Raw genomic sequence first — 25218 nt, forward strand, 5'->3', positions numbered from 1 at the left:
GTTAGGCGATCTCCCTGTTGAGGTCGCTGGCGAGCGTTTCTTCGGCGTCTTCGGCCATCTCCTCGGCCGAATCGTACTCGTCGACGACGTAGTCCGCGATGAAATCACCCATCCGTTCGTACACTTCGCGGTGGTCGGCAGTCATCCGCATCGTCGGAACGTCCGCAGCGATGTCGACGATCGGTTCGTAGGTGTCTCCACCGAAGAACTCCTGTTCTTGCTCCCACCACTCGTCGTCGTAGACTGTCTCGAGCGGCGGGAAGATCCCTGCTTCCTCGGCGATCGTCATGACTTGCTCTTCGTTCGTCAGCGCGAACTCGAGGAAGTCCCAGGCGCGAGCGATGGTCTCGTCGTCCTTGTGGTTGGGGATGACCAGATTGGAGCCGCCGTGGTTCGTCGCCCGGCCACCACCCTCGGTGACCGCCGGCGGGAGGTGGATCCCCCACTGACCCTCCATGTCCGGCACCGTGTCGATGAGTGCGCCGGCCATCCACGCACCGCTCGTAACCGTCGCGATCTGATTGCCGGCGAGCCCGGTGGTCCACGGTTCGGTGAACTCCTCCTCGTCGACTGCGGTATCCGTCTCGTACAGTTCCTTGATGATCTCGGCCGCCCGACGGGTCTCCTCGGTGTTTATCATCAGTCTCCCCTCCTCGTCGTAGACCTCGCCCCCCTGCTGGCGCACCAGCATTTCCCAGCGCCACTCGAGGACGCCACTGCCCATCCCCATCCAGTAGGTGTCGTCGGGGAGTTCGTCGGCGTACTCGATGACGTCGTCGTAGGTCTCGATGTCGTCGGGCGAGATGCCGAGGTCGTCGTAGATCTCCCGGTTGTAGAACGTGACGACCGGCGCGATGTCGATCGGGATACCGTACCGGCCGTCACCGGTATCGTCCGAGAGCCTGTCCCACGTCCAGTCGACCATCGCGTCTTCGGTCTCCGCGTCGATTTCGTCCTCGAGGTCGACGAGCCCTCCTGTTCCGACGAGTTGGTTCGTCCAGCGACCCTCGTACGCGCCGATGTCCGGCCCGCCGTCACCCGCAGCGACCGCCGCTTGCTGGGAGTCGTGGAGTTCGTCGTGGCCGAGTTCGTCGATCTGGATGTCGACGTCGTCGCCGGTCTCCTCGACGTACTGTTGGGCAACCACCTCGAGACCGTCGGGCTGGGTTCCGAGGCTCCAGACCTGGAGGCTGTCGGACAGGTCCGCGTCGTCCGGGACGCCGACGACTTCCCCGTCGCCCGGGTCGTCCCCGAGGCCGACACACCCTGCGAGCGCCGCTCCTAACGTGCCTGCTCCCATCGCACTCACGACTTTACGTCGCGAGATGCTGGAGTCACATCTGTGTGACATACACTACCTCGATCAGAGGCCTCAAATATAAAAGTTACTAATATAATGATTGATACCTGGGGACGGTGGATGCGGTGTTTTCGACGGTAGAACCCCCGAAGTAGGACAGTTCGGCGATATCGATGGTAGTTCACCGTGGGGGATGCCGCCTGTGAATCGGTAACCATTCGGGGGACCACAGTCTTTATTTCCTACGTGGGTATGTATCCGGTATGGTTCAGCACCGAGCCGGTAGCTCGGAGCCTGTAGTCCGGGATCCGGACGCGATCCTGGACGGGCTCTCGCTTTCGGAAAAAGTCGGCCAGCTCGTCGGCACGTGGATCGGATCGATGGGTGAAGACGTCTCGCTCGAGGACGCGAAGACGATGGTCCGAGAGGGCAATCTCGGGACCGTCGCTGCGTTCGGCATCGGCGTCTCGTGGTTCCACGATCCGGAGCGCGTCGCCGAAGTAGCAAACGAGATGCAACGAACCGCCGTCGAAGAAACCGATCACGGAATCCCGCTGTTGCTCCCGGTCGACGGCGTCCACGGTCACGGGTACGTCGACCACGCGGCAGTCTTCCCGCACGGACTGGGCGTCGCGGCGACCCGCCGCCCCGATCTCGCGCGAACAGCGGGGCAGGTCACCGCGACCGAGATGCGCGCCACCGGCGCCAACGTCAACTACGCGCCTACCGGAGACGTCGTCCGCGATCCGCGGTGGGGTCGCACCTTCGAGACCTACGGAGAGAGTCCGCTGCTCTGTAGCGAGTTCGCCGCCGCCACGGTCCGCGGTCTCGAGTCCGAAGCCGACGGCGAACGCGTGGCAGCGACGATCAAGCACTTCCCGGCGTACGGCGATCCGACCGGCGGCGAGGACACGGGTGCCGTCGAGTGCGACCTCGCGACGCTCTACCGGGACTACCTGCCGCCGTTCGAAGCCGCGATCGACGCCGGTGTCTCGCTCGTGATGCCGTGTTACAACGCCGTCAACGGCGAACCAGCCCACGGCTCGGAGTTCATCCTCACCGAACTGCTCCGGGAGCGACTGGGATTCGACGGGGCCGTCGTCTCCGACTGGGGTGGCGTCGATCACCTCCACGAGGACCACCGCGTCACCCGCGACCAGCGCGACTCCGCACGGCGAGCGATCGACGCGGGACTCGACTCCATCTCGATCGGCCGCGACGAACACGCCGCGCACCTGCACGATCTCGTCGAGAGCGGCGAACTTCCGGAGGAACGTATCGACGAGGCCGTTCGTCGCATCCTCGAGCTCAAAATCGATCTCGGGCTGTTCGAGGACCCCTACGTCGACCCCGGGGCAGCATCGAAAATCGTCGGCGCACCCGACCACCGCGACGCGGTACTCGAGGCCGCTCGCGAGTCCCAGACCCTGCTGAAAAACGACGACCTCCTCCCGCTCGACTCCGACCTCGAGGAGGTCCTCGTAACCGGACCGAATGCCGACTCGCTGCGCAACCAGCTAGGTGGCTGGAGCGTCCAGCAGCCCAAACCGGACGCAGGGACGACCCTCCTCGAGGGGGTCGAAGCCGCGACCAGCGATCGGACGACCGTCCGGTACGAACGCGGTGCGGGCATCGACGAACCGGACGACGTCGACGCCGCGGTCGACGCGGCCGCCGACGCTGACGTCGCCGTCGTCGCACTCGGCGAGAACTGGTACTACCACGAGTTCGGCCCCCAGGAGGTCGCGGGCGAGACCGGTTCTTTCCCCACCAGGACCGAACTCGGGCTCCCCGACGCCCAGCGCGAACTGCTCGAGCGCGTTCACGAGACGGGGACGCCGACGGTGCTCGTCCTGATCACCGGTCGACCGCTGGCGATCGAGTGGGCGGCCGAGGAGATTCCCGCGATCCTCATGTCCTACTATCCCGGCAGCGAGGGTGGCACTGCGATCGCGGAGACGCTGTTCGGCACCAACAACCCATCCGGACGGCTCCCGATCACGGTGCCGCGGTCTGTAGGGCACTTGCCTTCCCACTTCGATCAACTCGCTCACCCGACGCCCATCGGCGACGACGAGCATCCCGACTCGTACGATCCTCTCTTCGAGTTCGGCCACGGGCTGAGCTACACCGAGTTCGACGTGTCGGATCTCGAGACGACGAACGCTACGATTGGGCCCGGAGAACCGGTCGACGTCACGGTGACGGTCGAGAACGTCGGCGACCGTGCCGGCGCACGTGCGCTGGACGTGTTCCTGCGCGACGACGTCTCCTCTCGCGTCCGTCCCGTCCGCGAACACGTCGCCTTCGCGACGGTCGACCTCGAGGCCGGCGAGTCGACCACTGTCGAACTGACGATCCCCAACGACGCGCTCGCGGTCACCGGTCCGAACGGCCGGCGAACGGTCGAACCGGGGACGTTTACTCTCTTCTGTGACGGTTGCTCGACGACGGTCGAGGTCGACTCGGAGTACTGACTCCCAGCCGCCCCGTTCTCGTTTTCGCGAGCGTGTACGGATCACCGCATCGGCCTTCGACTGACGCCGGATTTCGGCGACTCGTTTCTGTCACTCGTCTTTTTTGTAGCTCTATTATTACTTGCTGGCTGGTTTCTCGTCCCGTCCCAGTCTGGCGATTTCTGACTTTCGTTATGGATAACCAATGTGTCGGAGAAGTTATTAGTACGCCAGTGAGTGGGACCCACAGCCGGAATGGGAAGGTTTTACCGGAACTATCGTTAGATATTTGCCATGGACACCGACACGCTCCGGCGGGCGCTCGAGGAAAGCGGGCTCACCGAGTACGAGGTCGATGCCTACCTGACGCTTCTCGAGGTAGGGTCGTCTTCGGTCGTCGGGATCGCCGAACGGTCGTCGGTTCCGGCACCACAGATCTACGACACCGTCCGAGCCCTGGAGGAGCGCGGGTTCGTCGAGACGATCGAGCGGGACAAGCTTCACGCTCGAGCGAGAGAGCCGGTCGAGATTATCGACGAGCTACGCGAGAAGAGCCAGATGCTGGCCGACGCCGCCGACGAGGTCGAAGAGCGGTGGGAACGACCGGACGAACAGGATTTCCGGGTGAACGTCCTCAAACGCCGCGAGAGCCTCGTCAACAACGCGCGGGAGGCGATCGAAAACGCGAACGTGTCGGTGGAGGTGGCCGCGACGCCGGCACAACTCGAGCAACTCCAGCCGGCGCTACGGGACGCGACCGATCGGGGCGTCAAAACGTGGGTCACGCTCTGTGGCGACGGGGAGTCGGTCGACGCGGGCGACGTCGGCGTGTTGCAGGTTCGCTGGCGCAAGCTACCCGGTCCGTTCATCGCGATCGTCGATCGTCGACGCGCGTTCTTCGCGCCGGCCACCCACCACGGCGAGCCCTACGGCATCGTCATCAACGACGACATCCTCACGCTGGTGCTTCACTGGTTCTACCTGACGCTCATCTGGCTCCCCAGCGAGCGACGCTACGTGGACGCCGATCGGCTGCCGACGTACGTCTCGATCGAGGGGTTCATCCTCGACGTCGCGCCGCTGTGGTACGACGGGGCGACGATCGACGTCCGGGTGCTCGGGCAGGATCCGGAGACGGGCGAGTACACCGAGGTGCAGGGCGAACTCACGTACATCGCAGCCGAGGGTGGAACGGTGCCGTCGCGAAACCCCACCGTCACCGAACTCTCCGGCTACGCGACGCTCGTCGTCGACGACGACGGGCGTCAGTACTCGATCGGCGGCTGGGGCGCGGTCTTCGAGGACGTCGAAGCCGAGATCATCGCTATCGAGGGGATCGAGTTCCCGACGCCATGAATTACACTCGTACGCCTGTAATCCACTTGTTTACAATCATACTCTCGTAATCGGTGCTGCATCGGTCGTGCATCGAACGCACTCGCCACATCCTGACTCCTTACGAGCCGGTGAACGATCCGTTCCACGGCGAGATCACGGAGGAAGTGTTCTATACCGTTCATAGAACTATTTCTGATATATTCTGGGTGAACTTCTGTGCTGATCTCTGGCGAAGACGATTCCCCCGAATAGGACAATCCGCCGCTACACTCCCCGTGTTTGGTATAGCGGACTTTTCCGACAGGATGTCGATATGCGACGCGTCCGATCCATTATCGGTCGCAATACCCTTTTCGGCACGTATTAGGCAATTGTGGGCCATCTATCCCTGTTAGGTGGCTCCGATCTCTGTAGCCGAACGAACGACCTCCGGAACCGTCGAATAATGTATTACAGAAGACTGTTTACCGATCCCACCATATAAATTATATTTAGGAGTTCGGCCACTCGGCCAAAAATCGTGTCGTCGATTACGCGACGATCGGGTGTCACAGAGATAGCGACGATTACGACGGGGACTGCGACTCGAGCGCTGGTTCTCCATCTATCGTTGCCGGCGACTCTGTCGAGTCGTTCTCGGCTGCCACGTCGTCGGTTTCTTCGATGACGTATCGCTGTCCGAACATCGGATCGAGCAGGCTGTCGACTTCGCCTCGATCGTCCGTGAGTACGGGGACGTCCTCCGAGTCTGGGTCGTCCAACCAGTTGTCGACCGCGTCCTCGAGGTCGACGCCAGTATCACGCGCGTCGTTTCGCTCGGCGAGGTCGGCCTGTGAGAAGTCGGTTTCGTCGTTCGTCGCCACGACCTGAATGTTCTGGACGGCGTTCTGGTCGCTGGTGCGGAAGCTGTAGACGTCGGGGAAGACCTCGTCCATCGTCTCGTACTGGGCGTGATAGAACTCGGCGGCCGAGCCAGAGGGGGCGGCGATCACGTTCGCGTGGACGACGCCGTCCTCCGTCAGTCGATCCGAGAGCAACTCCATGAACTCGACAGTGGTCAGATGAAACGGAACCTGATCTTTCTTGTAGGCGTCGAGGACGATCACGTCGTAGGTCTCGTCGGTTCCCTGGAGGAACTGCCGACCGTCTTCGGTGTGGATGTTCACTGCCCCTCTGTCGAGTCCGAAGTAGGTCTCCGCGGCGTCGGTCACTTCGGGATCTATCTCGACCACGTCGACGGTCGCGTCGTACTGCTCCGCGAAATCCTGCGGGCCAGTGTAGCCGCCGCCACCGACGAATAATACCCGATCGACGTCGTCTGGATCGTCGACCATCAACATCGGCAGGTGAAAGTATCGCGTATAGGTGAAGACGTGGCGGTCGGGGTTCTCGAGATCGGTCGCGCTGTGGCGAGCGCCGTCGAGGTACATCGTGCGGACGTCGCCGTCGTCGACGATCTCGAGTTGCTGGTGTGGCGTCCCGGTCTCGTGGACGACGTCGCCACGGTAGTCGAACGCGAGCGGACCGCCGCCGACGGCTGCGACGAGCAAGAGCGTGACGAGTCCGCTTGCGAGTATCGATCTGCGAGAGGGTCGGGGAAGCCCGAGGGCGATCGCCGTTCCGACGAGCGCGAGACCGAAGAACAGTCCGATCTGGTCGACGGTCAACGCGGGGATGAGGACGAACGTCGTCGCCGCGGAGCCGACGATGCTGCCGATCGTTCCGAGCGCGTAGACGTGACCCGACGCTTCGCCGGTGCTGACCTTCGCCGATAGCTCGGCGGCGTACGGGCTGATAAAGCCCAGCAAGTACGTCGGCGGTCCGAAGAGGATAACAACCGCTGGCAGGGACGCATAGCGTGGCGGCAGCGCGAGCGTCGACGTCTGCACGAGCAAGAGATCGCTCGCGTAGACGACGACGGCGACGTAGACTGCAGTTCCGAGCATGATCCAGGACATCTGGCGGGTCGACGCCGTCGACGCGAGTTTCCCGCCCTGCCAGTAGCCGAGACTCAACGCGACGAGAAAGACCGTCAGGATACCGCCGACCGTGTAGATGTGGCTCCCGAACTGCGGGGCGACGACCCTGACTGCCAGGATCTCGAGTCCCATGCTGACGACGCCGGAGACGAACACGGCCAGTTCGGGTTTGCTCGGTCGGTACGACGTGACCTCCTGCACTTCCATCAGAAGACCGGACGGTATCCGGCGGTGAGTACCTGTCGCATCGGTTCGACTCTCGAGCCGACGTCTGTACGGCTTCGGCACGGCCTTGCCGACGTTCTTCTACGTTGGAAAGTCGTGAAAAACTACTTGTAGCCCGAACATCACGTTTCGAGCGTATGCAACAGTGTCCCCGCCGCACCCTCCTCGGAGGCATCGGTACGACGATTACGGTCGCGCTCGCGGGCACGAGCGTGTCTGCAACGTCTACCGACGGTCGAGTCGAAACTCCGTCCGAATCCGACTTCGAATCCCTCTTCGAGTACCTCCCCGCGTCGCTGGCTGGCGAACCGATGCAACTGGCTGCGACGGACGTCGACAGTCGGCTCGAGGCCGACGAACCTCACAGTCACCCGGTACCGATCCCGGCCGGCCATCGGTTCGACGTCGAAGCCGAAGACGTCTCGAAGACCGTCCGGGTCACGTCCCACGACGACGGCTACACCCAACCGCTCGTCGTCCTCACCGGCGACGTCGACCTCGAGGGTGAAAGCGAGTCCCGAGACGCCCACGGAGTCGAGTACGATTACTACGAACGCGACGACCTGGCCGTTGCGGTCACCGACGACGTCGCCCTCTTCGCCGACGAAGCCGAAACGCTCGAGACAGCGTTTGCAGCTAGCACAGGCGAGACCGAACAGCTGCTCGAGGCCGAGTCCACGCTATCGGCGGCCTTCGAGGACCGTGGCGGTGCCGACAGTTACAGCGTTCACCTCGTCGGCGACGAGTTCCACCTGCCGGCCGCCGACGCCGAGGACGTCGAGTACGTGGTTCACGCCGAGACCGTCCTCGATCCGGATACGATCGAGACACAGTACGGCCTCGCCTTCGTCGACGAATCGGCGATCACCGACGAACTCGTCGAGACCCTCGAGGGTGAGTTCGCGTACATGGGCACGAACGGCGACCCGACGGCGACGGTCGACGGCTCCGTCGTCACCGTCACCGCCGAGCGCGACCTCGTGGCCGAACGAGCTATCCGGGAACACGACAGCCCCGGCCGCCTCCGGGTCGACCGGGAGTTCGACCTCGAGGACGACGAACTCGAGATAGAGATCGGGCGTGGCGATCCGACGCCGATCGAGGACCTCTCGCTGGAACTCGACGACGAGGAGTACGACGCCGATATTTGGGCGGACGGCCACGGCAAACTCGAGGAAGGCGATACGATCGTGATCGACATGGACGACGTCGAACCGAACCTGTCGATCAGGCTCCGCCACGACCACGAACTCGGTTCGAGTTCCAGTGGGACGTCGATCCTCAGCCACTTCCGGTTCGAGTTCGACTACGACCTCGAATCCGAGAGCCTCTCGATCACGTACGCCGACGACTTCCCGCTCGACGGCGACGAGGTCCATCTCGCAGCCTACGAGGAACGACCGCGGTACCGTCCCGACGAGGACGACCCCGAACCACGAACCTCCGTACAGCCCTGGGAGGGCGAGACGCTGGACGAGGGCGCCGAAGCCACGCTCGAGGACGTCCGCCCTGGCGACGAAATCATCGTCGGCTGGAAAGACGTCTCCCCACGTGACAACATCGGCCGCCACCGGATTCGGCCGCCAGGCACCGTCCGGTTCGACTACGACTACGCGAGCGAAACGCTATCCGCGACGCTCGAACTCGAGGACGAGGAACAGCCGGCCGAGAAGTACGAACTCCTCGTCGACGACGAGCCGGCAGCCACCCAGTGGGCCAGCGAGACCGACACCGTCTCGTCCGAGGCAACGATCGAGGTTGCTGACGTGGCCGTCGGGACCGACGTCACCGTCGTCTGGGGCGACAGCGATGCCCGCGTCGGCGGCACGCGGCCCAGCCCGTCGATCGAACTCACATACGACGACGGAACGGTCGAACACGTCGGTGGCGACGAACCGCCGGCGGCGAAACTCGAGGTTCAGGCCTGGGGCGAAGACGGTCACGAGGAAATGGGCCTCGACGAGGTGATCGACGGCAACTTCACCGAGGGCGATTCGTTCGAGATCGATCTCGAGGACGTCCACAACGTGTCGCTTCGGTACGACGGTCACCACGGCGTCGGATTCGCTCGCCCCGACCAGTAGTCGAGCGGAGACGGGGTCAGTCCGCTGTGTCGGCGGTCGTCTCCGCCCCGCTCGTGGCCGTCTCACCGGTGTCGTCGCCATCGAAAAACGGAAGGAGAACCGTCGTGGCGGCAGTCTGCTCGAGTGCGGTCGTGTTCCGGAGTACGAGTCCGCCGAACCCGACGAGCAAGACGAGATCGACGTAGCTCGCCGCGATCTGTCCGACGAAGCTGCCGGTGAGCCCGAGGTTCTGCTCCGAAAGGAGTCCTAGCATGATAAGCCCCGCCCAGGAGAGTAGTATCAGGTACTCGAGCTTGCTGTACAGCAGTTCCCGGTGTTCGCTCGTCGCTGCGGCCGTCCGCGAAACCGGCCCGACGAGCAGGTAGACGAGTCCGACGAATCCCAGCACGATACCGAGCGAGACGACTGTTCCGGCCAGTCCGCTCACTAACCAGCTCGCAAACGTCCCCCAGAGAGTGACCAGGCTACAGCCGAAGACGGCCGCGGTCTTTCGCTGTCCTGCATCGGCGACTGCACCGAGGACGTAGCTGATCCCGGCCCAGACGACCGTGTAGCCGATAAATCGGACCACGGACTCGTCGGTGCCGCTCGTACTGACCGTCAGCACCTCGGCCGACATCAGCAAGTACGTCACGCTCATAGCACCGGACGCGAGTACAGCCACGTACCCGTACCGGCGTATCTCCGGCGACAACAGCCGGCTACCGGCCAGAAAGACGACTGCCAGTAGGCCAAGCACGCCACTCGAGATGGCGAGGATCGTCGTGTTCGGAATCATCACTGCCACCCCCGTGTGACGTCGACTATCGTCGCCCTCGAGTTCGATAGTACTGTTCGTCCGTACGATCGTCGCTTCCAGTCGAGTGTCGGTATCCCGGTCATGTTCGAAGCCCCCATCTGCTGTTTCGCTCCCGCCCGAGTGATGCCAACATTTGGCATCGTGGAATCCGGACGTTCCATCCGGATATGGGACGATTTACTGCTCGTCCACACGCGACACCTCCCGACCGGGTGTACAAAATAATTATTGCCAGCTGATTGTCTCGTTCGTCGCCAGACTGTATTCACGACCCATCCGACTGGTTTACAGAACCGGCCCGTGATATCACTTTTTAGTGATAAAGTGTGTGAGGACGAACAGTCCGACGGCGACCGCGAGTACGGTCGGTCGACTGTACTGGATCGTTCCGAGGATGGCGAGTCCCCAGACGATCCACCAGGCAAAGAGTACCGACAGCACCGCGTTCAGTGCGGCCAGGACGCGCGGATCCCCCTTCGAAGACTCGAGTCCGTCCGTGAGTCCGTCGGAATCGGAATCGGTGGTCATAGCTTCACAAGGGTGCGTTCGTCACTTAGCCGTTTTCGTCTTTCCACAGCGTCCCGTAGCGAGCCACCGGAATTTATAGTTCCACCCGCGAAGGTGTCGGTATGCGGGAGGTAACAGTATCTCGAGTGGTCGACGCCAGCCCCGACGACGTCTGGGCGCGGTTCGACCCACCGATGATCGTCGAGGCCGAGGGAAGCTTCACGGTCGAGAATATCGAAGACGAGGGGGAGGCGACGATCGTCGTCGCTAGCGGACCGGGGATCCGACTACCGTTGCGATTCGAGTATCGCGACGAGACGATCTACTACACACAGGAGGGCGAACAGGGGCCGTTTTCGCACATGGAGACGTGGCTCGAGTGCGAACCGGCCGACGGCGGCACGCGGGTCACGCTTCGCTCGTCGGTGTCGCTGTCCGCACCGTTGCCGTTCGGCGACCGGATCGCCGCCTGGAAACGGAAAGGCGAGTTGAAACGCGCACTCGAGGAGATCGAATCCGCGTTCGCGTAGCGGCGGTCGTCGATCGTGAGCCAGATCATGGCTCCCGGACGACCAGCGTCTCGTCGCCATCGGCCGGAAACCGGTTCTCGAGGTCGGCAGCCTGCTCCCACTCGTCGTCGGTCACCAGCGCGTCGTCCAGTCGTGAGCGTAGCGCGCCCTCGTCGTACTCGGTGCCGATGAACACCAGTTCGGTTCGGCGGTCGCCGTGCTCGTCGTGCCACTCGAGGCTGGGGCGGTTCGACCGGTAGAGGTCGCGTTCGACCTCGGGGAGCGCGGCGATCCACGGGCCTCTGACGGTCGCTCGAACCGACGGGCCGGCCTGTGCGACGTCGATTTTTATATCACGATCCGCGATCCACGCAACTCCTTTCGAGCGGACGATACCGTCAGGAAGCTCCCGGAGGACGATTTCGAACCGTTCGGGGTGGAAGGGACGACGGGCGCGAAAGACGAACGAGTCGACGCCGTAGACTTCGTCGGGGTGGCGATGTTCGTGGTCGTCGTGGCTATGATCGCCTTCACGGTCGTGATCGGCGTGCTCGTCCTCGTGGTCGTGACTCGCGTGCTCGTGTCCGCTCTCGTCGTCGTCCGTCTCCTCGAGCGCGCGTTGCCACCCCGCCGACTCGCCCATCGTCCTCGGATCGAACAGGTCGACGCCGAGCAGTCGGGTCGGATCGACCGCGGAGAACTCCGTTCTGACGAGTTCGGCGTCGGGCTGGAGTGCCGAAACGAGCGCCTCGGCTTCCTCGAGTTCGCCCTCACTACAGAGGTCGGTCTTGTTCAGCAAGACGACGTTGGCGACCTCGAGTTGCTCGATCAACAGATCCGAGAGTGGTCGGTCGCTCTCGTCGTCCGTCCCGCGTCGTTCGGGCACGTCCTCTCCGGCGAAGGCGTCTACGAACAGTCGCGTGTCAAGTACCGTCACGAGTGCGTCGATCTCGTAGTTGGCCGCGACCCGCGAGGCGGTGGTAAACAGCCGGGCGACGGGTTCCGGCTCGGAGATGCCCGACGATTCGACGATCAGGTGGTCGAACTCGCGGTTGCGGGCCAGTCGGACGACTGCCGTCTCGAGGTCGTCCTGGAGTTCACAGCAGATACAGCCGTTCGAGAGTTCGGCGACGCCGTCCTCGACGTCGAGGTCCGAACCGTCGGCGACGAGGTCCGCGTCGACGTTGACCGAGCCCATGTCGTTGACCAGCACCGCGAGGTCGCGGTCGCCGGCGTTGTGAAGCAGGTGGTTGAGCAACGTCGTCTTCCCCGCGCCGAGACTCCCCGAGAGAACGGTGACGGGAATCGTCGCTTGCATACCGGGCCCCTTGGTACTCGAGCACAAAGAGTCGTCGTTTCGAGAGTCACACTCGCGAATCCGGTTCGAGACGGTCGAACGGTCGATCCGGGCGTGGACGACATATTTTTGTCTCCATAGCCGAGCATGACTGTTGATGACAGTTGCCGACCGGATCGATGCCTATCGAACGGTACTCGAGGAGTGGCTGCGCGGGCTCTTCCACGGAATGATAACCCATCCGGCCTACGAGAAAATCGAGCAGGAGGCCGAGGACCTCGAGGACGCGTTCATGCTGGCGTGTTTCCCCGATGCCTTCGGCATTCCGAGTCCGGTATCGTACTATACGGCCGAACTCCTGCCGTTCCTGGAAGACGAGTACGAGGGGTGGGAACGGCGAATGTGGGATCGCCAGTCGGTGATCGAACGCAAGGGCCACCAGTACCACTTCTGATGACCGAGTTCGTCTTCTTCGGCGGCAAGGGCGGCGTCGGCAAGACGACCGTCTCGAGTGCACACGCCGTGCAGTGTGCCGAGGCCGGCCTCGAGACGCTCGTCGTCTCGACCGACCCAGCCCACAGTACGGCCGACGTCTTCGATCAGGAGTTCAGCGACGATCCGCAATCGGTCGAGGGGTACGACGGACTCTCCGCGATGGAGATCGACCCCGAGCAGGAGGTCCAGGACCACCTGATGGATCTCAAGCGTCAACTGAACGCCCAGTTGAGCGCGACGATGGTCAACGAAGTCGACCTGCAACTCGAGATGGCCCACCAGACGCCGGGCGCGTACGAGGCCGCGCTGTTCGACCGGTTCGTCGACGTGATGCGAAACGCCGACCCCTACGACCGGGTGGTGTTCGACACTTCGCCGACGGGGTCGACGCTCCGGTTGCTGGCGCTGCCCGAGTTACTCGAGGGGTGGATCGATCGGCTGATGTCCAAACGCGAGCGGAGCATCGATCTCTACGAGAAGGCCGCGATCGGAAACCGGGAGCCACGCCGCGTCATGGAGGGCGACCCCGTCCTCGCGAGACTTCAGGAGCGAAAGGAACGGTTCGAGTTCGCAGGCGAGGTCCTCCGCGAGGACTCGTCGTTTTACCTCGTGTTGAACCCGGACGAACTCTCGATTCGGGAGACCGAACGGTCGATCGAGACGCTGTCCGAGGCCGACCTCCCCGTCCGCGGCCTCGTCGTCAATCGGCTGACGCCCGAACCGGATCCCGACGAGGAAGGCCGTGGCGCACGGTATCTCCGCGACCGAGTCGCAACCGAGCGCGACCGACTCGAGCACATCGAACGCGAGTTCGACGTGCCGGTCGTCGCGACGATCGAGACGCGCATCGAGGAAGTCCGTGGCAATCTTCTCGAGGACGTCGCTGCCGACCTCGAGATCACACTCGAGCGCGACGAACCGACGTAGATGAACTCTGTCCGATTGACAGGTGCTTGCGCCTTCACTCCTACATCTACAAAGATTCCGTTCGAGAAAGCGTGAAAGTTTAGTGGAACAGCCAGTTCGACCTACTCGGATGAATTATATTTATAATGGTCCCGTCCCATCGTGGGTACGGGAGGCAATACCATGGTAGGAGTAATCTGGATCGTTGCACTGGTGTTGGTGACGTTTACCGCGGCGTACGTCGCCTACGGCCGATATCTCTCGCAGTTCGTCAATCTGGACGACAGCCGAGAGACGCCGGCACACAAGTATCAAGACGGTCAAGAGTACGTACCGGCGAAAAAACCGGTACTGTTGGGGCACCACTATTCGAGCATCGCCGGCGGCGCACCCGTCGTCGGCCCGATCACCGCAGCACTGATCTGGGGATGGGTTCCAGCCGTGCTGTGGGTCGCGATCGGGAACCCGCTCATCGGGGCGGTCCACGACTTCATCTCGCTGTCGGGCAGCCTCCGACACGAAGGGAAGTCGATCGGCTACATCATCGGCGAGTACGTCGGCGAACGGGGGAAGAACATGCTGCTGTGGTTCGCGTTCCTGTTGACGATCCTCGTCGTGGCAGTGTTCGCGCTGGTCATCGGGGTCGTCTTCGATGCGTTCCCAGAGGCTGCGACCGCGAGTATCATTTACATCGCGCTCGCGTTCATCTTCGGGTTCTGGCTGTACCAGCTGGGACTGCCGTTCTCGGTCGGGACGGTCGTCTTCGTCGCTGGCGTGTTCGCGTCGGTCTGGGTCGGCATCCAGTTCCCGATCGCCATCACGCCTCCGGCCGAGGCCGGCGCGTACCCGGAGGGGACGTTCGTCCTACTCGATGCGGCACCGGCACTGTTACCGGAGTTCCTCGGAAGCGCGAACATCGCCGCGTGGGTGCTCGTCGTCCTCGTCTACGGGGCTGCGGCGAGTATCCTCCCGGTGTGGATGCTGTTGCAGCCGCGTGACTACCTCTCCTCGTTCCTCCTGTACACGGGGGTCGGTGGGGGGCTGCTCGCGATCATCGTCGGTACGTTCATCACCGGGATGGGCGACGACGCAGTTCACGAGGGCCAGCAGCTAAGTTTCGACATTACGACGGGGGCCTGGTACGGCTTCCTCGGACAGGAGGGGCCACTCGCGGTCGAAGGCCTCATTCCGCTGATGCCGTTGTTCCCACTGCTGTTCCTGACCATCGCGTGTGGGACGATCAGCGGCTTCCACTCGCTGGTTTCCTCGGGAACGACGTCGAAACAGCTCAACAAGGAGAGCGACGCACGCCTGATCGGATACGGTGGCATGCTCGGTGAAGGGCTGCTCGCGGCCCTCGCACTCTGTGCCGTGACGATCGTCGCGATCCCGGCAGCCGAAGGGGGCATCGGTCTGGCGCTGCCGAACTTCGCGACCGGTGGCGGTGCGATCCTGACGGCCTTCGGCATCCCGTTCGAGTACGCAGCACCGTTCATGGCGCTCGTCCTCGCGAGTTTCCTGTTGACCAGCATGGACACGGCCGTCCGTCTCGGTCGATACATGCTCGAGGAGATCATCGACACGCCCGAAACCCAGGTCCAGTCCTACGGTGCGAACCCGTACGTCAACACCACGATCATCACCGTCATTGCGTTCTTCCTGCTGGGCAGCGGTCAGTGGGAGGACCTCTGGGTGCTGTTCGGCGGTGCCAACCAGTTGCTCGCATCGCTGGCGCTGCTGACTGGCACCATCTGGCTTGCTAACTGGAGCAAGTCCAAGCAGTTGATCTCGACCGGCGGTCCGATGATCCTGATGGCGTTTATCACCACCTTCGGTCTGGCGTGGCTCGCGATCTACCAGATCCTCGGTGGCCGACTGCTCGGCATGACCGGCGGGATGGATCCAGCCACGAGCCTGCTCGGACAGGTGTCGGCAGTCGTCCAGATCGTCATCATTGCAGTCCTGCTCGGGCTCGCACTGTCGCTGTTCAAGATCGGTTACGACAACATGAAGGCAGGCGAGGAACCCGAACCCGGCGTTGCAACCGGTGCATCGGACGACGACTGACGCGAGCGAAACGCAATCGCAGTTTCGTTTTTTCGGCGGACCCGCGAGAGGATAGCAGTACTGCTGTCAGTTACAACTGGAACCGACGCGCGATCAGATCCAGGAGTCCGGGCTCTTCGGTCTCGATCGGATCCCAGAGCCGGAACGCCGTCGCGACGTCGGCGTTGTCACAGGCGACGAGTTCCTCGTCGTCGGGATCGACGACGACGAGATTGATCTCGTAGTGACCGTGGAACCCGTACTTCAACAGGTTCCGACCGTCGAAGCTCTCGACTCGATCGCGAACGTCGTCGGGGATCGACGGTGCGATCGCGACGAACGTAAACTCCGTACAGAAGTGCTGTTCGTCGGGATCGATCCACTCGTCGGCGAGTTCGTGGCCCATCTCGACGTACCGATCGAGCGTCCGATCGTCCACGCGGTCGACTCGCGTCGCGAACAGGTGTTCGGTCGACTCGTGTTCGGCGAACGAGATCGCCGGATGGAGGAAGTGTTTCTTGCTTCGCAGCTCCATCTTCCCGTACAGCGTGAACCGTTCCCCGTCGAACGAACACTCCTTCTCGAGGTCGTAGTTGTGAAAGAGCCGATCGCTGACGCGATCGACGTACTCGTCGTCCCAGTCGGGGACCTCCTCGAGTGCGTCCTCCGGCTCCGAAGCAGCGTCGTTGTCCGGCCCGGGGCCGGCGTCGATCCGTTCTTCGGTCGGTCGTTCGCTGTCACTCATTCGTGTTTCCCCCGCGATTGCTGGCGGTCGTCACACGGCTCGTCGGACTCCGTTCTCGTCCCGCCGAATCGTCCATGTCGATCGATACCACGGTGCGACCAAAAATCCGTCGCCCCGGATCGGGCGGTTATCGACGCGAGTTTTTAAGCATCTTCGGGACCGAGCTAGAGATAGTATGCCAAAGGACCGCGAAGCGTGTGGTCGCTGTTCGATGTCGGTGGCAGTCGACGTCGCCAACCTCGAGCACGACGATGACGACGGACGTGTCGAACGCGACCCCTACGGCGACGACCGGATCGAGGTCGAGGAGACCCAGCTACGGACGCTGTCGCCGGACGGCTGGATCGCTGGGGTCTCGAGTCGCATCGACGACGCCGTCTCTCGGCTCACCTGGGGCCGTTAATTCGTCGTCACGACCTCGATTACGTCACGGGATTCGACCTCGTACCCCTTTCCTAGCTGGCGGTTCGTCCGGCAGTCGATTGCGTGCAGGAAGCCGTCGCCGATGTCCGAGTGGAGGCTGTACGCGAAGTCCTCCGCCGTCGAGTTCGGCGGAATCAGGTAACAGTCGGGCAGCACCTCGCCGCGCTCGTTGCCCAGGCCGTTCGCACCGCCGGGGAAGACGGGAATGACACCGAGCACGTCGAACAGCGCCGTCTCGAGGGCAGCCTGGACGCCCGTCGCGCCGTATTCGGAGAGGAAGTCCCGAATCTGCTCGAGGCCCGCTTCCTGGTCGCCCGAGACGTCGCCCGTAATTTCGAAATCATTGTCGCCGGGACGGTAGTCGACGACGCCGGACTTGTCCGCCGACTTCAGTGCCTTCTCGGCGTGTGCGCTGCAGGGAACGATCGTCAGGTGCTCGTAGTCGGGATCGCTGGTGATCTCCTCGTAGTTTTCCTGGGCTTCGGGCGTGTCCATCTTGTTCGCCGCGATCACCATCGGCTTGGTCTCCTTGCGGATCTCGCGGGCCAACTCGAGTTTATCGTCGTCGTCCCACTCCTCGGGTTCGAAGCCGACGTCGACGCGGCGGATGAGACGCTTGATCTCGTCTTCGTTCGTCTTGAACGCGCTCATCTGCTCGGCGAGTTCCTCCTCGATGGCGTCGTCTTCCGTCGTGTAGCCCGATTCGTATCGTTCGATTCCCTTCTCGAGGACGTCGAGGTACCACTGGTCGAGTTCCTCCTCGAGGAACGCGATGTCCTCGCGAGGGTCGTGATCCTCGGTGGGTTCGCCCTCGAGGTCCGTCTTGCCGGAGAAGTCGACGACGTGGACGAGCACGTCCGTCTCGTTCAGATCGGTCAGGAACTGGTTTCCGAGCCCGTTGCCCTCGTGTGCGCCAGGGATGAGACCGGCGACGTCGACGAGTTTCGTCGGGACGAAGCGAGTGCCGTGATCGCAGTAGCCGACGTTGGGCGTACACTCCTCGTCGAACTCGGGGGCCGCGCAGTCGACGCGGACGTAGGCCTCGCCGACGCTGGGGTCGATGGTCGTGAACGGGTAGGCCCCTTCGGGCACGTCGTTCATCGTCGCTGCGTTGAAGAAAGAGGACTTGCCGACGGAGGGTTTGCCGACCAGTCCGATCCGGTAACTCGTACTCATTATCCGTCCGTGGAGCGGCCCGACTAAACGGGTTTCCTTCCGATTCCGGCTTGCTATGAAATCACGCAACATGGTGGGTGCAGGGTTGATCGTTCGATAGACGAAGTCTGGCCGTAAGCGGATAGGAGCCTCCGAAACCGCGCTCACGCCTCCGTCTCGCCTCTCGCAATAATTGTCGATTATCGTAGGCCGCGGCTAATATTACTGGTGCATGAAAAGTTATTAGTCAACGTCTTTCGTCCGATTTCGCCATGAGCCCGACCGATCGGACACTCGAGACGCTCGCGGTCACCGCTGGCGAGGAACCGTTCCGCACGGGAAGCGAAGCAGGGGACGTCACCTCGCCGCTGCATCTCTCCTCTACGTTCGCGCTACCGGGGCTCGACACCGACATGAGCCTCGAGGACGTCGATCCCGATGCTGGAGAGTTCGTTTACTCACGGCTGTCGAACCCGACACGGCACGCACTCGAGAAGCGTCTCGCCGCGCTCGAGGGTGGCGAACACGCGATGGCCTTTTCTTCGGGGACAGCGGCGATTTTCACGACGGTTCTCGCGGCCGTCGAACCGGGAGACCACCTCGTCGCGTTCGACGACCTCTACGCCGGAACGCGACGACTGCTCGAGGAAGTCTTTGCGGACCGACTGAACGTCGACGTGTCGTTCGTGGATGCGACTGAGACGGCCGCTGTCGAGTCGGCTGTCACCGAGGAGACGGCCTTCGTGTGGATGGAGACGCCGACGAACCCCCGGCTCGAACTCTGTGATATCGCGGCGATCGCCGAGATCGCCGACCGTGCGGACGCGACGTTCGGCGTGGACAACACCTTCGCGAGTTCGTACTTCCAGCAGCCACTCGACCTCGGTGCCGACGTCGTCGCTCACAGCACGACGAAATACCTCAACGGGCACTCCGACTCGATCGGTGGGGCGGTCGTCACCGACGACGACGCGCTCGCGGAGCGACTGGAATTCCTCCAGCAGGTCGGGATCGGCGACGCGCTCGCCCCCTTCGACAGCTACCTCGTCCTCCGTGGATTGAAGACGCTCCCGCTTCGGATGCGCCAGCACGAACGCAACGCGATGGCGATCGCGGAGTTTCTCGACGACCACGACCGGGTCTCGGACGTCTACTACCCCGGCCTCGAGAGCCACCCCCAGCACGACCTCGCCCGGGAACAGATGGACGGCTTCGGCGGCATCCTCTCGTTCGAACTCGAGGGCGATATCGACGACGCGGCCGCGTTCCTGGAGTCACTCGAGGAGTTCACGCTCGCGGTCTCGGTCGGCGGCGTCGAGAGCCTGATCGAACTGCCGGCGGGAATGACCCACGAACCGCTCTCGGCGGACGAACGCGAGGAATTAGGGATTACCGAGACGTTGATTCGCGTCTCGGTCGGCGTCGAAGGAACCGACGACCTGATCGCGGACCTCGAGCGTGGGTTCGACGCGGTTCAGCGTGAGTCGGCGGTCGCCGACGACGACTGATCGACGAATCGGTTTCGACAGCCGAGAGAATCGATCCGCACTCCGTTACGACGCGATCATCCGTCCCAGTTCGACTTCGTGATCCCGCGCCAGCTCCAGCCGGCGAGTCCGATCCAGATCAATACGAGCACGCCGAACGCGGCCCACTGCTGGGTCTGTGTCTCGGCGATGGGAGCGAACACGTCGACCAGTCCGCCCGCCTGCAACATCCCGAGTGCGAGCAACAACAGCCCGAGGATCGAGACGGCGGCGATTCCGAGCCAGTTACGGCCCATCCACTTGCCCTCGTGTTCGGCCTCGTTTCGATCTGTCGTGGCCTTCTCCGTGGGTTCCTCGTCGGGACTGGACATACAGCCAGGTTGGGCCGACGCGCGGGAAACGATTCCACCTGCAGGTTCCGGCCGACTCGAGCGGGACGGTCACTCGAGGACGTCCGCGAGTGCGTCCATCGTCCGCTCGACACGGTCGACCCGTGCGTTGTGACCCATGTGGCCGATGCGGAGAACGTCGTCCTCGAGGTCGCCCAGACCCGTCGCGAGGACGATATCGTGTTCTGCGAGCATCGCGTCCTGTAACTCGCCCGCGCGACCGTCGATCTCGAGTGCGGTGACGGTCGGCGAACAGTCCTCCGTGGCGTCGGGATAAGTCTCGAGTCCGAGTTCCGCCGCCCACTCGCAACAGACCCGTGCGGCTTCCTCGTGGCGCTCGAAGACCGAGTCCATCCCTTCCTCGAGCAGCAGGTCGAGCGCAGCGTCGAGACCGTAGAGGTTCGCCGTCGAGTGCGAGTAGGGGAACCACTCCTCGTCGGCGGCCATTCGCCAGGGCTCCAAGTCGAGGTAGAACTCGGGCGTCTCGACGGCCTCTATGCGGTCCCACGCCCGATCGCTGATCGCACACGTCGTCAGCCCCGGCGGTGCGCTGAAACACTTCTGGCTCGCACCGAGACAGACGTCGATCCGGTCGGTCGGGACGGCCGTTCCGCCGAGCGAGGAGACGGCGTCGACGACGCTTACGACGTCGTGCTCGTCCAGCAGGTCGAGGATCGGCTCGAGGTCGTTCAGCGTCCCCGTCGGCGTCTCGCAGTGGACCATCGTCGCGACGTCGAACGGCTGGCCGTCGTCGGCCGCCCGCTCGAGCGCCGCTTTAACGACTTCGACCTCGAGCGTCTCCCGCCACGGGACGTCACAAGTGACGGCCTCGCCGCCGTAGGACTCGACGAAGTCGGCGAACCCGTCGCCGTAGCGCCCGTTCGAGAGACAGAGGACGCGGTCTCCCTCCTCGACGAGCGAGGCGATCGCTGCCTCGAGGCCGAGAATTCCCTCACCGCCGAGGACGACGACGTCGGACGGCGAATCCTGGCCTCCAGGGGCACCGGTTTCGTCGCGGCCCGCGTAGTAGACCTCGGCGAGCTTTCCGGTCAGATCGCGGTAGAACTCGAAAAACTCCGGTTCGACGTCCGGGTTCGGCAGCGGTTCGGTCATCCGTTCGCCGACGGCGTCGGGTACCTCGGTCGGTCCGGGCGTCATCCGGAAGCGGTCCTGAAGATCACTCATAGGAGAGTCCGAGAGATCCGACGGGATAAATCCCCTAGACTGGCGGCTCCCGGCGCCGGCACAGCGTTCCGCGGACGAACGGCGTCACCGGAAAGATTCCGAACTCGAGGCGTCGGATCTCTGCGACGGCGAACTCGTCGCGGTCCGCGAACCGGTCGACAGTGTCCCGATTCAGCTGACAGCCACCCGCGGCCTGCTCCCAGACGGGATTCAGGAGGTCCTGTCCCGACCGTCGCCAGCCGTCGGTGCCGACGTGCTCGAGGAACCGAAACTCTCCGCCGGGTTTCAGAACGCGTGCGACCTCCGCGAGCGCAGCGTCGGGATCCTGGACGGTACAGAAGACCATCCCGGAGAGAACGACGTCGAACGTGTCGTCGCGGTAGGGCAGCGATTCCGCGCGGGCGTCCTGTAGGTCGACCGAGAGGCCGCTCTCCCTGGCCCGCCGGTTCGCCCGCGAGCGCATGTTCGGGTCGGGTTCGATAGCGTGGTACTCGAGGTCGTCGCTCGCACCCTCGACGACGTACGGGAACATCGCACCGTTGCCAACGCCGATCTCGAGGACACGTCCGGAGAGGTCCCGCGCGAGGTACTCGCGATGAGTACGGAGAAAAAGCGACTGCGGAATCAGATCGTAGAGGGCGGCGAAGACGGGATGGTCGATCTCGCCGTCGTGGTCGCGTCCGGTCGTCTCGGACTCCTCGGCCATACGCTTCGTCACGGGCGGCTACGGGGAATCGTTTTCCCTGCTCACCGGATCGTGTCAGGGATGCGGTCGACGACGTCGGTCGCGAGGACACCCGGACCGTACTCGGCGGTCGCCAGTTCGCCGCTCTTGCCGAGGATCCAGGCACCCAGTTCCGCGGCGTCCTCGCGGTCCATCCCCTGTCCCAGCAGGGAGGCGGTGATTCCCGCCAGTGTGTCGCCGGTGCCGGCGACGGTTAGCGCGGAGGTTCCGGTCTCGTTGTGCTCGCGGGTCCCGTCCGCGATGATCTCGTCGACGTCGCCAGTCAGGGTGATGACTGCGCCCGTCTCCTCGGTGACGGCCTCGAGCGAGCCGTAGTTCTCGTAGATCGGATCGTCTTCGGAGGCGCTGGGCGTCAGCACCGCGTTCGAGAGGTCGGCCTCGAGCGCGGGTTCGATCGCGAGCGCGTCGACGACCACCGGGATGGAGACGGCGTCGATCGTCTCGCAGACGGCGTCCGGTTCCGCGTCGACCAGACCCGGCCCGATCACGAGCGCGTCGGCCCACTCGCTGACGTTGACCGTCCGTTCGCGGGCGTCCTCGTCGAACCGTTCGCCGGGGTAGTAACTCGCGAGCAGGTCGAGCGAGTGACCCGCGACGACCTCGTAGATCGGTTCGGCGACGAGCGCGCGGACGTGATCCGAGCCGGTGCGAAGCGCCGCCTGCCCGACGATCGCGGGCTGGTTCGGGTAGTCGATACTCCCGCCGACGACGGCGACGCGGCCGTTGTCGGCCCCCGTCTCGTCGCTGACGTTCGACAGCGTTCGCTGGAGTCGTCCCATACCGACCGTTCGCGGCGCGACGGGTAGCCGTTGGGCCAGCGTGTTCCAGTTTCACCCCCACAAGCCATAGTACGTGGCCGTGGTAGCGATCGACATGTTCGACGACAGAACCGACGCCGGAGAACGGCTCGCGGCCGAACTCGAGCAGCGAGGACTCGAGGCCGACGTCGTCCTCGGCATTCCCCGTGGCGCGTTACCCGTCGCACGACCGGTCGCGGACGCACTCGAGGCCGACCTGGACGTCGTCGTCGCCAGAAAGATGGGCGCGCCGAACAACCCGGAACTCGCGATCGGTGCCGTCGCGAGCGACGGCAGCGCCTGGTACAACGACGACCTGATCGATCGGCTTGGCGTCTCCGAGGCGTACCTCGAGGAGATTCGCGACGAGGAAGCCGAGAACGCACGGACGAAGGCCGATCGCTACCGCGCCGGCAGTGGCGAATTACCGAACCTCGAGGGCCAGCGCGTGATCGTCGTCGACGACGGGGTCGCGACGGGGGCGACGGCGATCGCCTGCCTCCGGCAGGTCGTCGAAACCGACGCCGACTACGTCGCGCTCGCGGTGCCAGTCGGCTCGCCGAGAACGGTCTCGGACCTCGAGGGCGAGGCCGACGACGTGATCGCCCTCGAGACGCCGGAGAGCTTCCGTGCTGTCGGGCAGTTCTATCGGGAGTTTGGCCAGGTCACCGACGACGAAGCGATCGACTATCTCGAAGACGAGTAATCAGTCTGGCTGGGCTCGATCCGCCGAGTCCACACCGGTAACGGGCTGTTCCGTCGAATCGGCTGGGACCGCGTCGGGCCGGTCGTCCTCCTGTGGATCGACGTGAACCGTCAATACGGGCACCGGCGCACGCCGGACGACCCGTTCCGTGACGCTGCCGAGCAGCAACCTGTCGATGCCGCCACGACCGTGTGTCCCCATCACGATCAGGTCGCAGTCTTCCGTTTTCGACTCCTCGACGATGACGCGGTTCGGCGAGCCCTCGCGAACCCTGGTCTCGACGTCGACGTCCTCGGGTGCGAGCTGTCGCGCTCGCTCGACCGCATCCCGTCCCTCGTCCCGGAGCGCATCACTGATCCCCTCCCATGCGGTCTCCATCGGAAGCCCGCCGTAGCTCGCGGCGTTGACGACGTAGAGAACACGGACCGTCGCCTCGTGGGAACGAGCGAGGTCGAACCCGTACTCGAGTGCACGTTCGACCTCGGGCGAGCCGTCCGTCGGGACGAGGATACAGTCGTACATCGTGTCGTATGGTACCGTATAACGCCCAGATATAATAACGTTGTCATGGGATCGTGGGAACGTCACGCGAGGAGATACGTACTGACGCGACAGTCAGTCTTCGACGATCACGTCACGAACGTCGTCGACGCCGGCACGACGAACGACTGCGCGGACCGGATCGCGCGCGCCGACGAGGTTGTCCGTCTCGCCGTCGAGGACGAGCAATCGCGCTTTCCGGCCTGATTCGACGAGCCCGTACTCCAGCCCTGCGATCTCCGCGCCGTTGATCGTCGCCATGCGGAGGATTTCCCCGGCCGAGAGCGACGAGAACTTGGCGAGAAACTCCATCTCCCGGAACATCGACGGCGAGTTGAGCATCACGTTGTCCGTCCCGAGCGCGAGGGTGGTCCGCTCGTGCAGTTCGTCGACCGGGGGGAGACCCACGTCGGTCACGAGATTCGAGCGCGGACAGACGACGATAGGGATCTCGCTATCCTCGAGACGATCCAGATGGACCGGCTCGGGGTGGACCATGTGAACCAGAAAGTCCGGCTCGAGGTCCATCGCCGGATTGATGTCGCTTTCGTCGACCTCGCCGGCGTGGATTCCGAACGGTTTGTCGGCCTTCCGAGTCGCCGTCCGTTCTCGATCGAAATCGGCGTCGTTCGCGCCGCTGGCACCGAACCCGTCACCCTCCTCCATCGCGGCGACCGAGCCGCGAGCGAACGAGAGTGCGTCGACGTTTCCGTCCGCAGCAGCCTCCTCGAGCGCACGAACGCCCTCGACACCACCCTCCCGGAAATCCAGACAGGCCGCGGTACCGCTTTGGTGCATGAACCGGAGGGATCGTCGCATAGCCTCGATCTTTTCCGCCTGTGACGCCTCCCGGAGCAGCCGGTGTTTCAACCCATCCGGCGGCGCGACCAGTTCCTCGAGCGAGAGGCCGCCGCCGGCCTCTTTCGCGATCGAGTCACCGATGTGTGTGTGAGCGTTGACGAACGCCGGGAGAACGATGTCGGTACTCTCGACCGACGTCTCCTCGACCGCCTCGATGCGTCCGTCGTCGCCGATCACCACGCGCCCCTCGACGGGCTCGAACTCCCGTCCCCGAAGGATAGTTCCCGTGAGTTCCATACCTGAC

At 63.8% G+C, this 25218-nt stretch carries 23 protein-coding genes; 10 read left to right on the plus strand and 13 right to left on the minus strand.

Going from position 1 to position 25218, the window contains the following annotated elements; translation table 11 throughout:
* Position 1 precedes the first annotated feature (1 nt).
* A complete protein-coding gene (locus BLR35_RS10140; RefSeq protein ID WP_170831007.1) occupies positions 2 to 1300 on the minus strand; it encodes an ABC transporter substrate-binding protein in 1299 nt (432 codons plus the stop codon).
* Positions 1301 to 1563: 263 nt separating this feature from the next.
* Between BLR35_RS10140 and BLR35_RS10145 the strand changes: the two genes are divergently transcribed.
* Complete coding sequence (locus BLR35_RS10145; RefSeq protein ID WP_090381246.1) at positions 1564 to 3777, plus strand: glycoside hydrolase family 3 N-terminal domain-containing protein; 2214 nt, start codon at positions 1564 to 1566, stop codon at positions 3775 to 3777.
* 273 nt (positions 3778 to 4050) lie between these two features.
* The gene (locus BLR35_RS10150; protein ID WP_090381248.1) at positions 4051 to 5112 is read left to right on the plus strand and encodes a TrmB family transcriptional regulator; all 1062 of its coding nucleotides are present in this window, start codon (positions 4051 to 4053) and stop codon (positions 5110 to 5112) included.
* Positions 5113 to 5660: 548 nt separating this feature from the next.
* Here BLR35_RS10150 and BLR35_RS10155 read toward each other — a convergent pair.
* Complete coding sequence (locus tag BLR35_RS10155) at positions 5661 to 7280, minus strand: spermidine synthase (protein ID WP_090381252.1); 1620 nt, start codon at positions 7278 to 7280, stop codon at positions 5661 to 5663.
* A gap of 155 nt (positions 7281 to 7435) precedes the next feature.
* On the opposite strand from BLR35_RS10155, the gene BLR35_RS10160 reads away from it, so the two are divergent.
* Positions 7436 to 9382 carry a hypothetical protein gene (locus BLR35_RS10160; protein WP_090381254.1) on the plus strand — a complete coding sequence of 649 codons (1947 nt, stop codon included), beginning with the start codon at positions 7436 to 7438 and terminating at the stop codon, positions 9380 to 9382.
* A 16-nt stretch (positions 9383 to 9398) separates the two neighbouring features.
* On the opposite strand, the gene BLR35_RS10165 is transcribed toward BLR35_RS10160, so the two are convergent.
* Both BLR35_RS10165 and BLR35_RS10170 read right to left on the minus strand, forming a co-directional pair.
* The gene (locus tag BLR35_RS10165; protein ID WP_090381256.1) at positions 9399 to 10160 is read right to left on the minus strand and encodes a bacteriorhodopsin; all 762 of its coding nucleotides are present in this window, start codon (positions 10158 to 10160) and stop codon (positions 9399 to 9401) included.
* A 327-nt stretch (positions 10161 to 10487) separates the two neighbouring features.
* A complete protein-coding gene (locus BLR35_RS10170) occupies positions 10488 to 10709 on the minus strand; it encodes a thrombospondin type 3 repeat-containing protein (protein ID WP_090381259.1) in 222 nt (73 codons plus the stop codon).
* 101 nt (positions 10710 to 10810) lie between these two features.
* Between BLR35_RS10170 and BLR35_RS10175 the strand changes: the two genes are divergently transcribed.
* Positions 10811 to 11218 carry an SRPBCC family protein gene (locus BLR35_RS10175; RefSeq protein WP_090381261.1) on the plus strand — a complete coding sequence of 136 codons (408 nt, stop codon included), beginning with the start codon at positions 10811 to 10813 and terminating at the stop codon, positions 11216 to 11218.
* A gap of 25 nt (positions 11219 to 11243) precedes the next feature.
* Here BLR35_RS10175 and BLR35_RS10180 read toward each other — a convergent pair whose 3' ends face one another.
* A complete protein-coding gene (locus BLR35_RS10180; protein ID WP_090381264.1) occupies positions 11244 to 12515 on the minus strand; it encodes a CobW family GTP-binding protein in 1272 nt (423 codons plus the stop codon).
* Between the two features lie 136 nt (positions 12516 to 12651).
* Between BLR35_RS10180 and BLR35_RS10185 the strand changes: the two genes are divergently transcribed.
* The 3 genes from BLR35_RS10185 to BLR35_RS10195 all read left to right on the plus strand — a co-directional run bounded on the left by BLR35_RS10185 (position 12652) and on the right by BLR35_RS10195 (position 15962).
* Positions 12652 to 12948: a DUF7990 family protein gene (locus BLR35_RS10185; protein WP_090381267.1), complete on the plus strand. Its 297-nt coding sequence runs from the start codon at positions 12652 to 12654 to the stop codon at positions 12946 to 12948.
* Positions 12948 to 13916 carry an ArsA family ATPase gene (locus BLR35_RS10190; RefSeq protein WP_090381269.1) on the plus strand — a complete coding sequence of 323 codons (969 nt, stop codon included), beginning with the start codon at positions 12948 to 12950 and terminating at the stop codon, positions 13914 to 13916. Before BLR35_RS10185 ends, BLR35_RS10190 begins: the two co-directional genes overlap by 1 nt.
* 162 nt (positions 13917 to 14078) lie before the next feature.
* Positions 14079 to 15962 carry a carbon starvation CstA family protein gene (locus tag BLR35_RS10195; RefSeq protein WP_090381271.1) on the plus strand — a complete coding sequence of 628 codons (1884 nt, stop codon included), beginning with the start codon at positions 14079 to 14081 and terminating at the stop codon, positions 15960 to 15962.
* 70 nt (positions 15963 to 16032) lie between these two features.
* Here the strand turns inward: BLR35_RS10195 and BLR35_RS10200 are convergent, their stop codons facing one another.
* Positions 16033 to 16686 carry a DUF8052 family protein gene (locus tag BLR35_RS10200; protein WP_090381274.1) on the minus strand — a complete coding sequence of 218 codons (654 nt, stop codon included), beginning with the start codon at positions 16684 to 16686 and terminating at the stop codon, positions 16033 to 16035.
* Between the two features lie 175 nt (positions 16687 to 16861).
* Between BLR35_RS10200 and BLR35_RS10205 the strand changes: the two genes are divergently transcribed.
* Complete coding sequence (locus tag BLR35_RS10205; protein WP_090381277.1) at positions 16862 to 17089, plus strand: DUF8007 family protein; 228 nt, start codon at positions 16862 to 16864, stop codon at positions 17087 to 17089.
* Here BLR35_RS10205 and BLR35_RS10210 read toward each other — a convergent pair.
* The gene (locus tag BLR35_RS10210; protein WP_090381279.1) at positions 17086 to 18285 is read right to left on the minus strand and encodes a redox-regulated ATPase YchF; all 1200 of its coding nucleotides are present in this window, start codon (positions 18283 to 18285) and stop codon (positions 17086 to 17088) included. The genes BLR35_RS10205 and BLR35_RS10210 overlap by 4 nt on opposite strands.
* 251 nt (positions 18286 to 18536) lie before the next feature.
* Between BLR35_RS10210 and BLR35_RS10215 the strand changes: the two genes are divergently transcribed.
* On the plus strand, positions 18537 to 19772 hold the full coding sequence (locus BLR35_RS10215) for a trans-sulfuration enzyme family protein (protein WP_090381281.1): 1236 nt from the start codon (positions 18537 to 18539) through the stop codon (positions 19770 to 19772).
* Positions 19773 to 19828: 56 nt separating this feature from the next.
* Here BLR35_RS10215 and BLR35_RS10220 read toward each other — a convergent pair whose 3' ends face one another.
* The 4 genes from BLR35_RS10220 to BLR35_RS10235 form a co-directional block, all read right to left on the minus strand.
* Positions 19829 to 20122, minus strand: coding sequence for a hypothetical protein (locus BLR35_RS10220; protein WP_090381284.1), 294 nt, complete (start codon positions 20120 to 20122; stop codon positions 19829 to 19831).
* A gap of 69 nt (positions 20123 to 20191) precedes the next feature.
* Complete coding sequence (locus tag BLR35_RS10225; protein ID WP_090381286.1) at positions 20192 to 21325, minus strand: pyridoxal-phosphate-dependent aminotransferase family protein; 1134 nt, start codon at positions 21323 to 21325, stop codon at positions 20192 to 20194.
* Positions 21326 to 21359: 34 nt separating this feature from the next.
* Positions 21360 to 22031, minus strand: a complete 672-nt coding sequence (locus BLR35_RS10230) for a class I SAM-dependent methyltransferase (RefSeq protein ID WP_090381288.1) — start codon at positions 22029 to 22031, stop codon at positions 21360 to 21362.
* 41 nt (positions 22032 to 22072) lie between these two features.
* Positions 22073 to 22849: an NAD(P)H-hydrate dehydratase gene (locus BLR35_RS10235; RefSeq protein WP_090381290.1), complete on the minus strand. Its 777-nt coding sequence runs from the start codon at positions 22847 to 22849 to the stop codon at positions 22073 to 22075.
* 94 nt (positions 22850 to 22943) lie between these two features.
* Between BLR35_RS10235 and BLR35_RS10240 the strand changes: the two genes are divergently transcribed.
* The gene (locus tag BLR35_RS10240) at positions 22944 to 23573 is read left to right on the plus strand and encodes a phosphoribosyltransferase (protein WP_090381293.1); all 630 of its coding nucleotides are present in this window, start codon (positions 22944 to 22946) and stop codon (positions 23571 to 23573) included.
* Here the strand turns inward: BLR35_RS10240 and BLR35_RS10245 are convergent, their stop codons facing one another.
* Positions 23574 to 24095: a universal stress protein gene (locus BLR35_RS10245; RefSeq protein WP_090381296.1), complete on the minus strand. Its 522-nt coding sequence runs from the start codon at positions 24093 to 24095 to the stop codon at positions 23574 to 23576. It lies immediately after the preceding gene.
* A 93-nt stretch (positions 24096 to 24188) separates the two neighbouring features.
* Entirely contained in the window at positions 24189 to 25211 is a 1023-nt protein-coding gene (locus BLR35_RS10250) for an amidohydrolase family protein (RefSeq protein ID WP_090381298.1), read from the minus strand.
* Positions 25212 to 25218 lie beyond the last annotated feature (7 nt).

The organism is Natronobacterium texcoconense, assembly GCF_900104065.1.
GTDB lineage: Archaea > Halobacteriota > Halobacteria > Halobacteriales > Natrialbaceae > Natronobacterium > Natronobacterium texcoconense.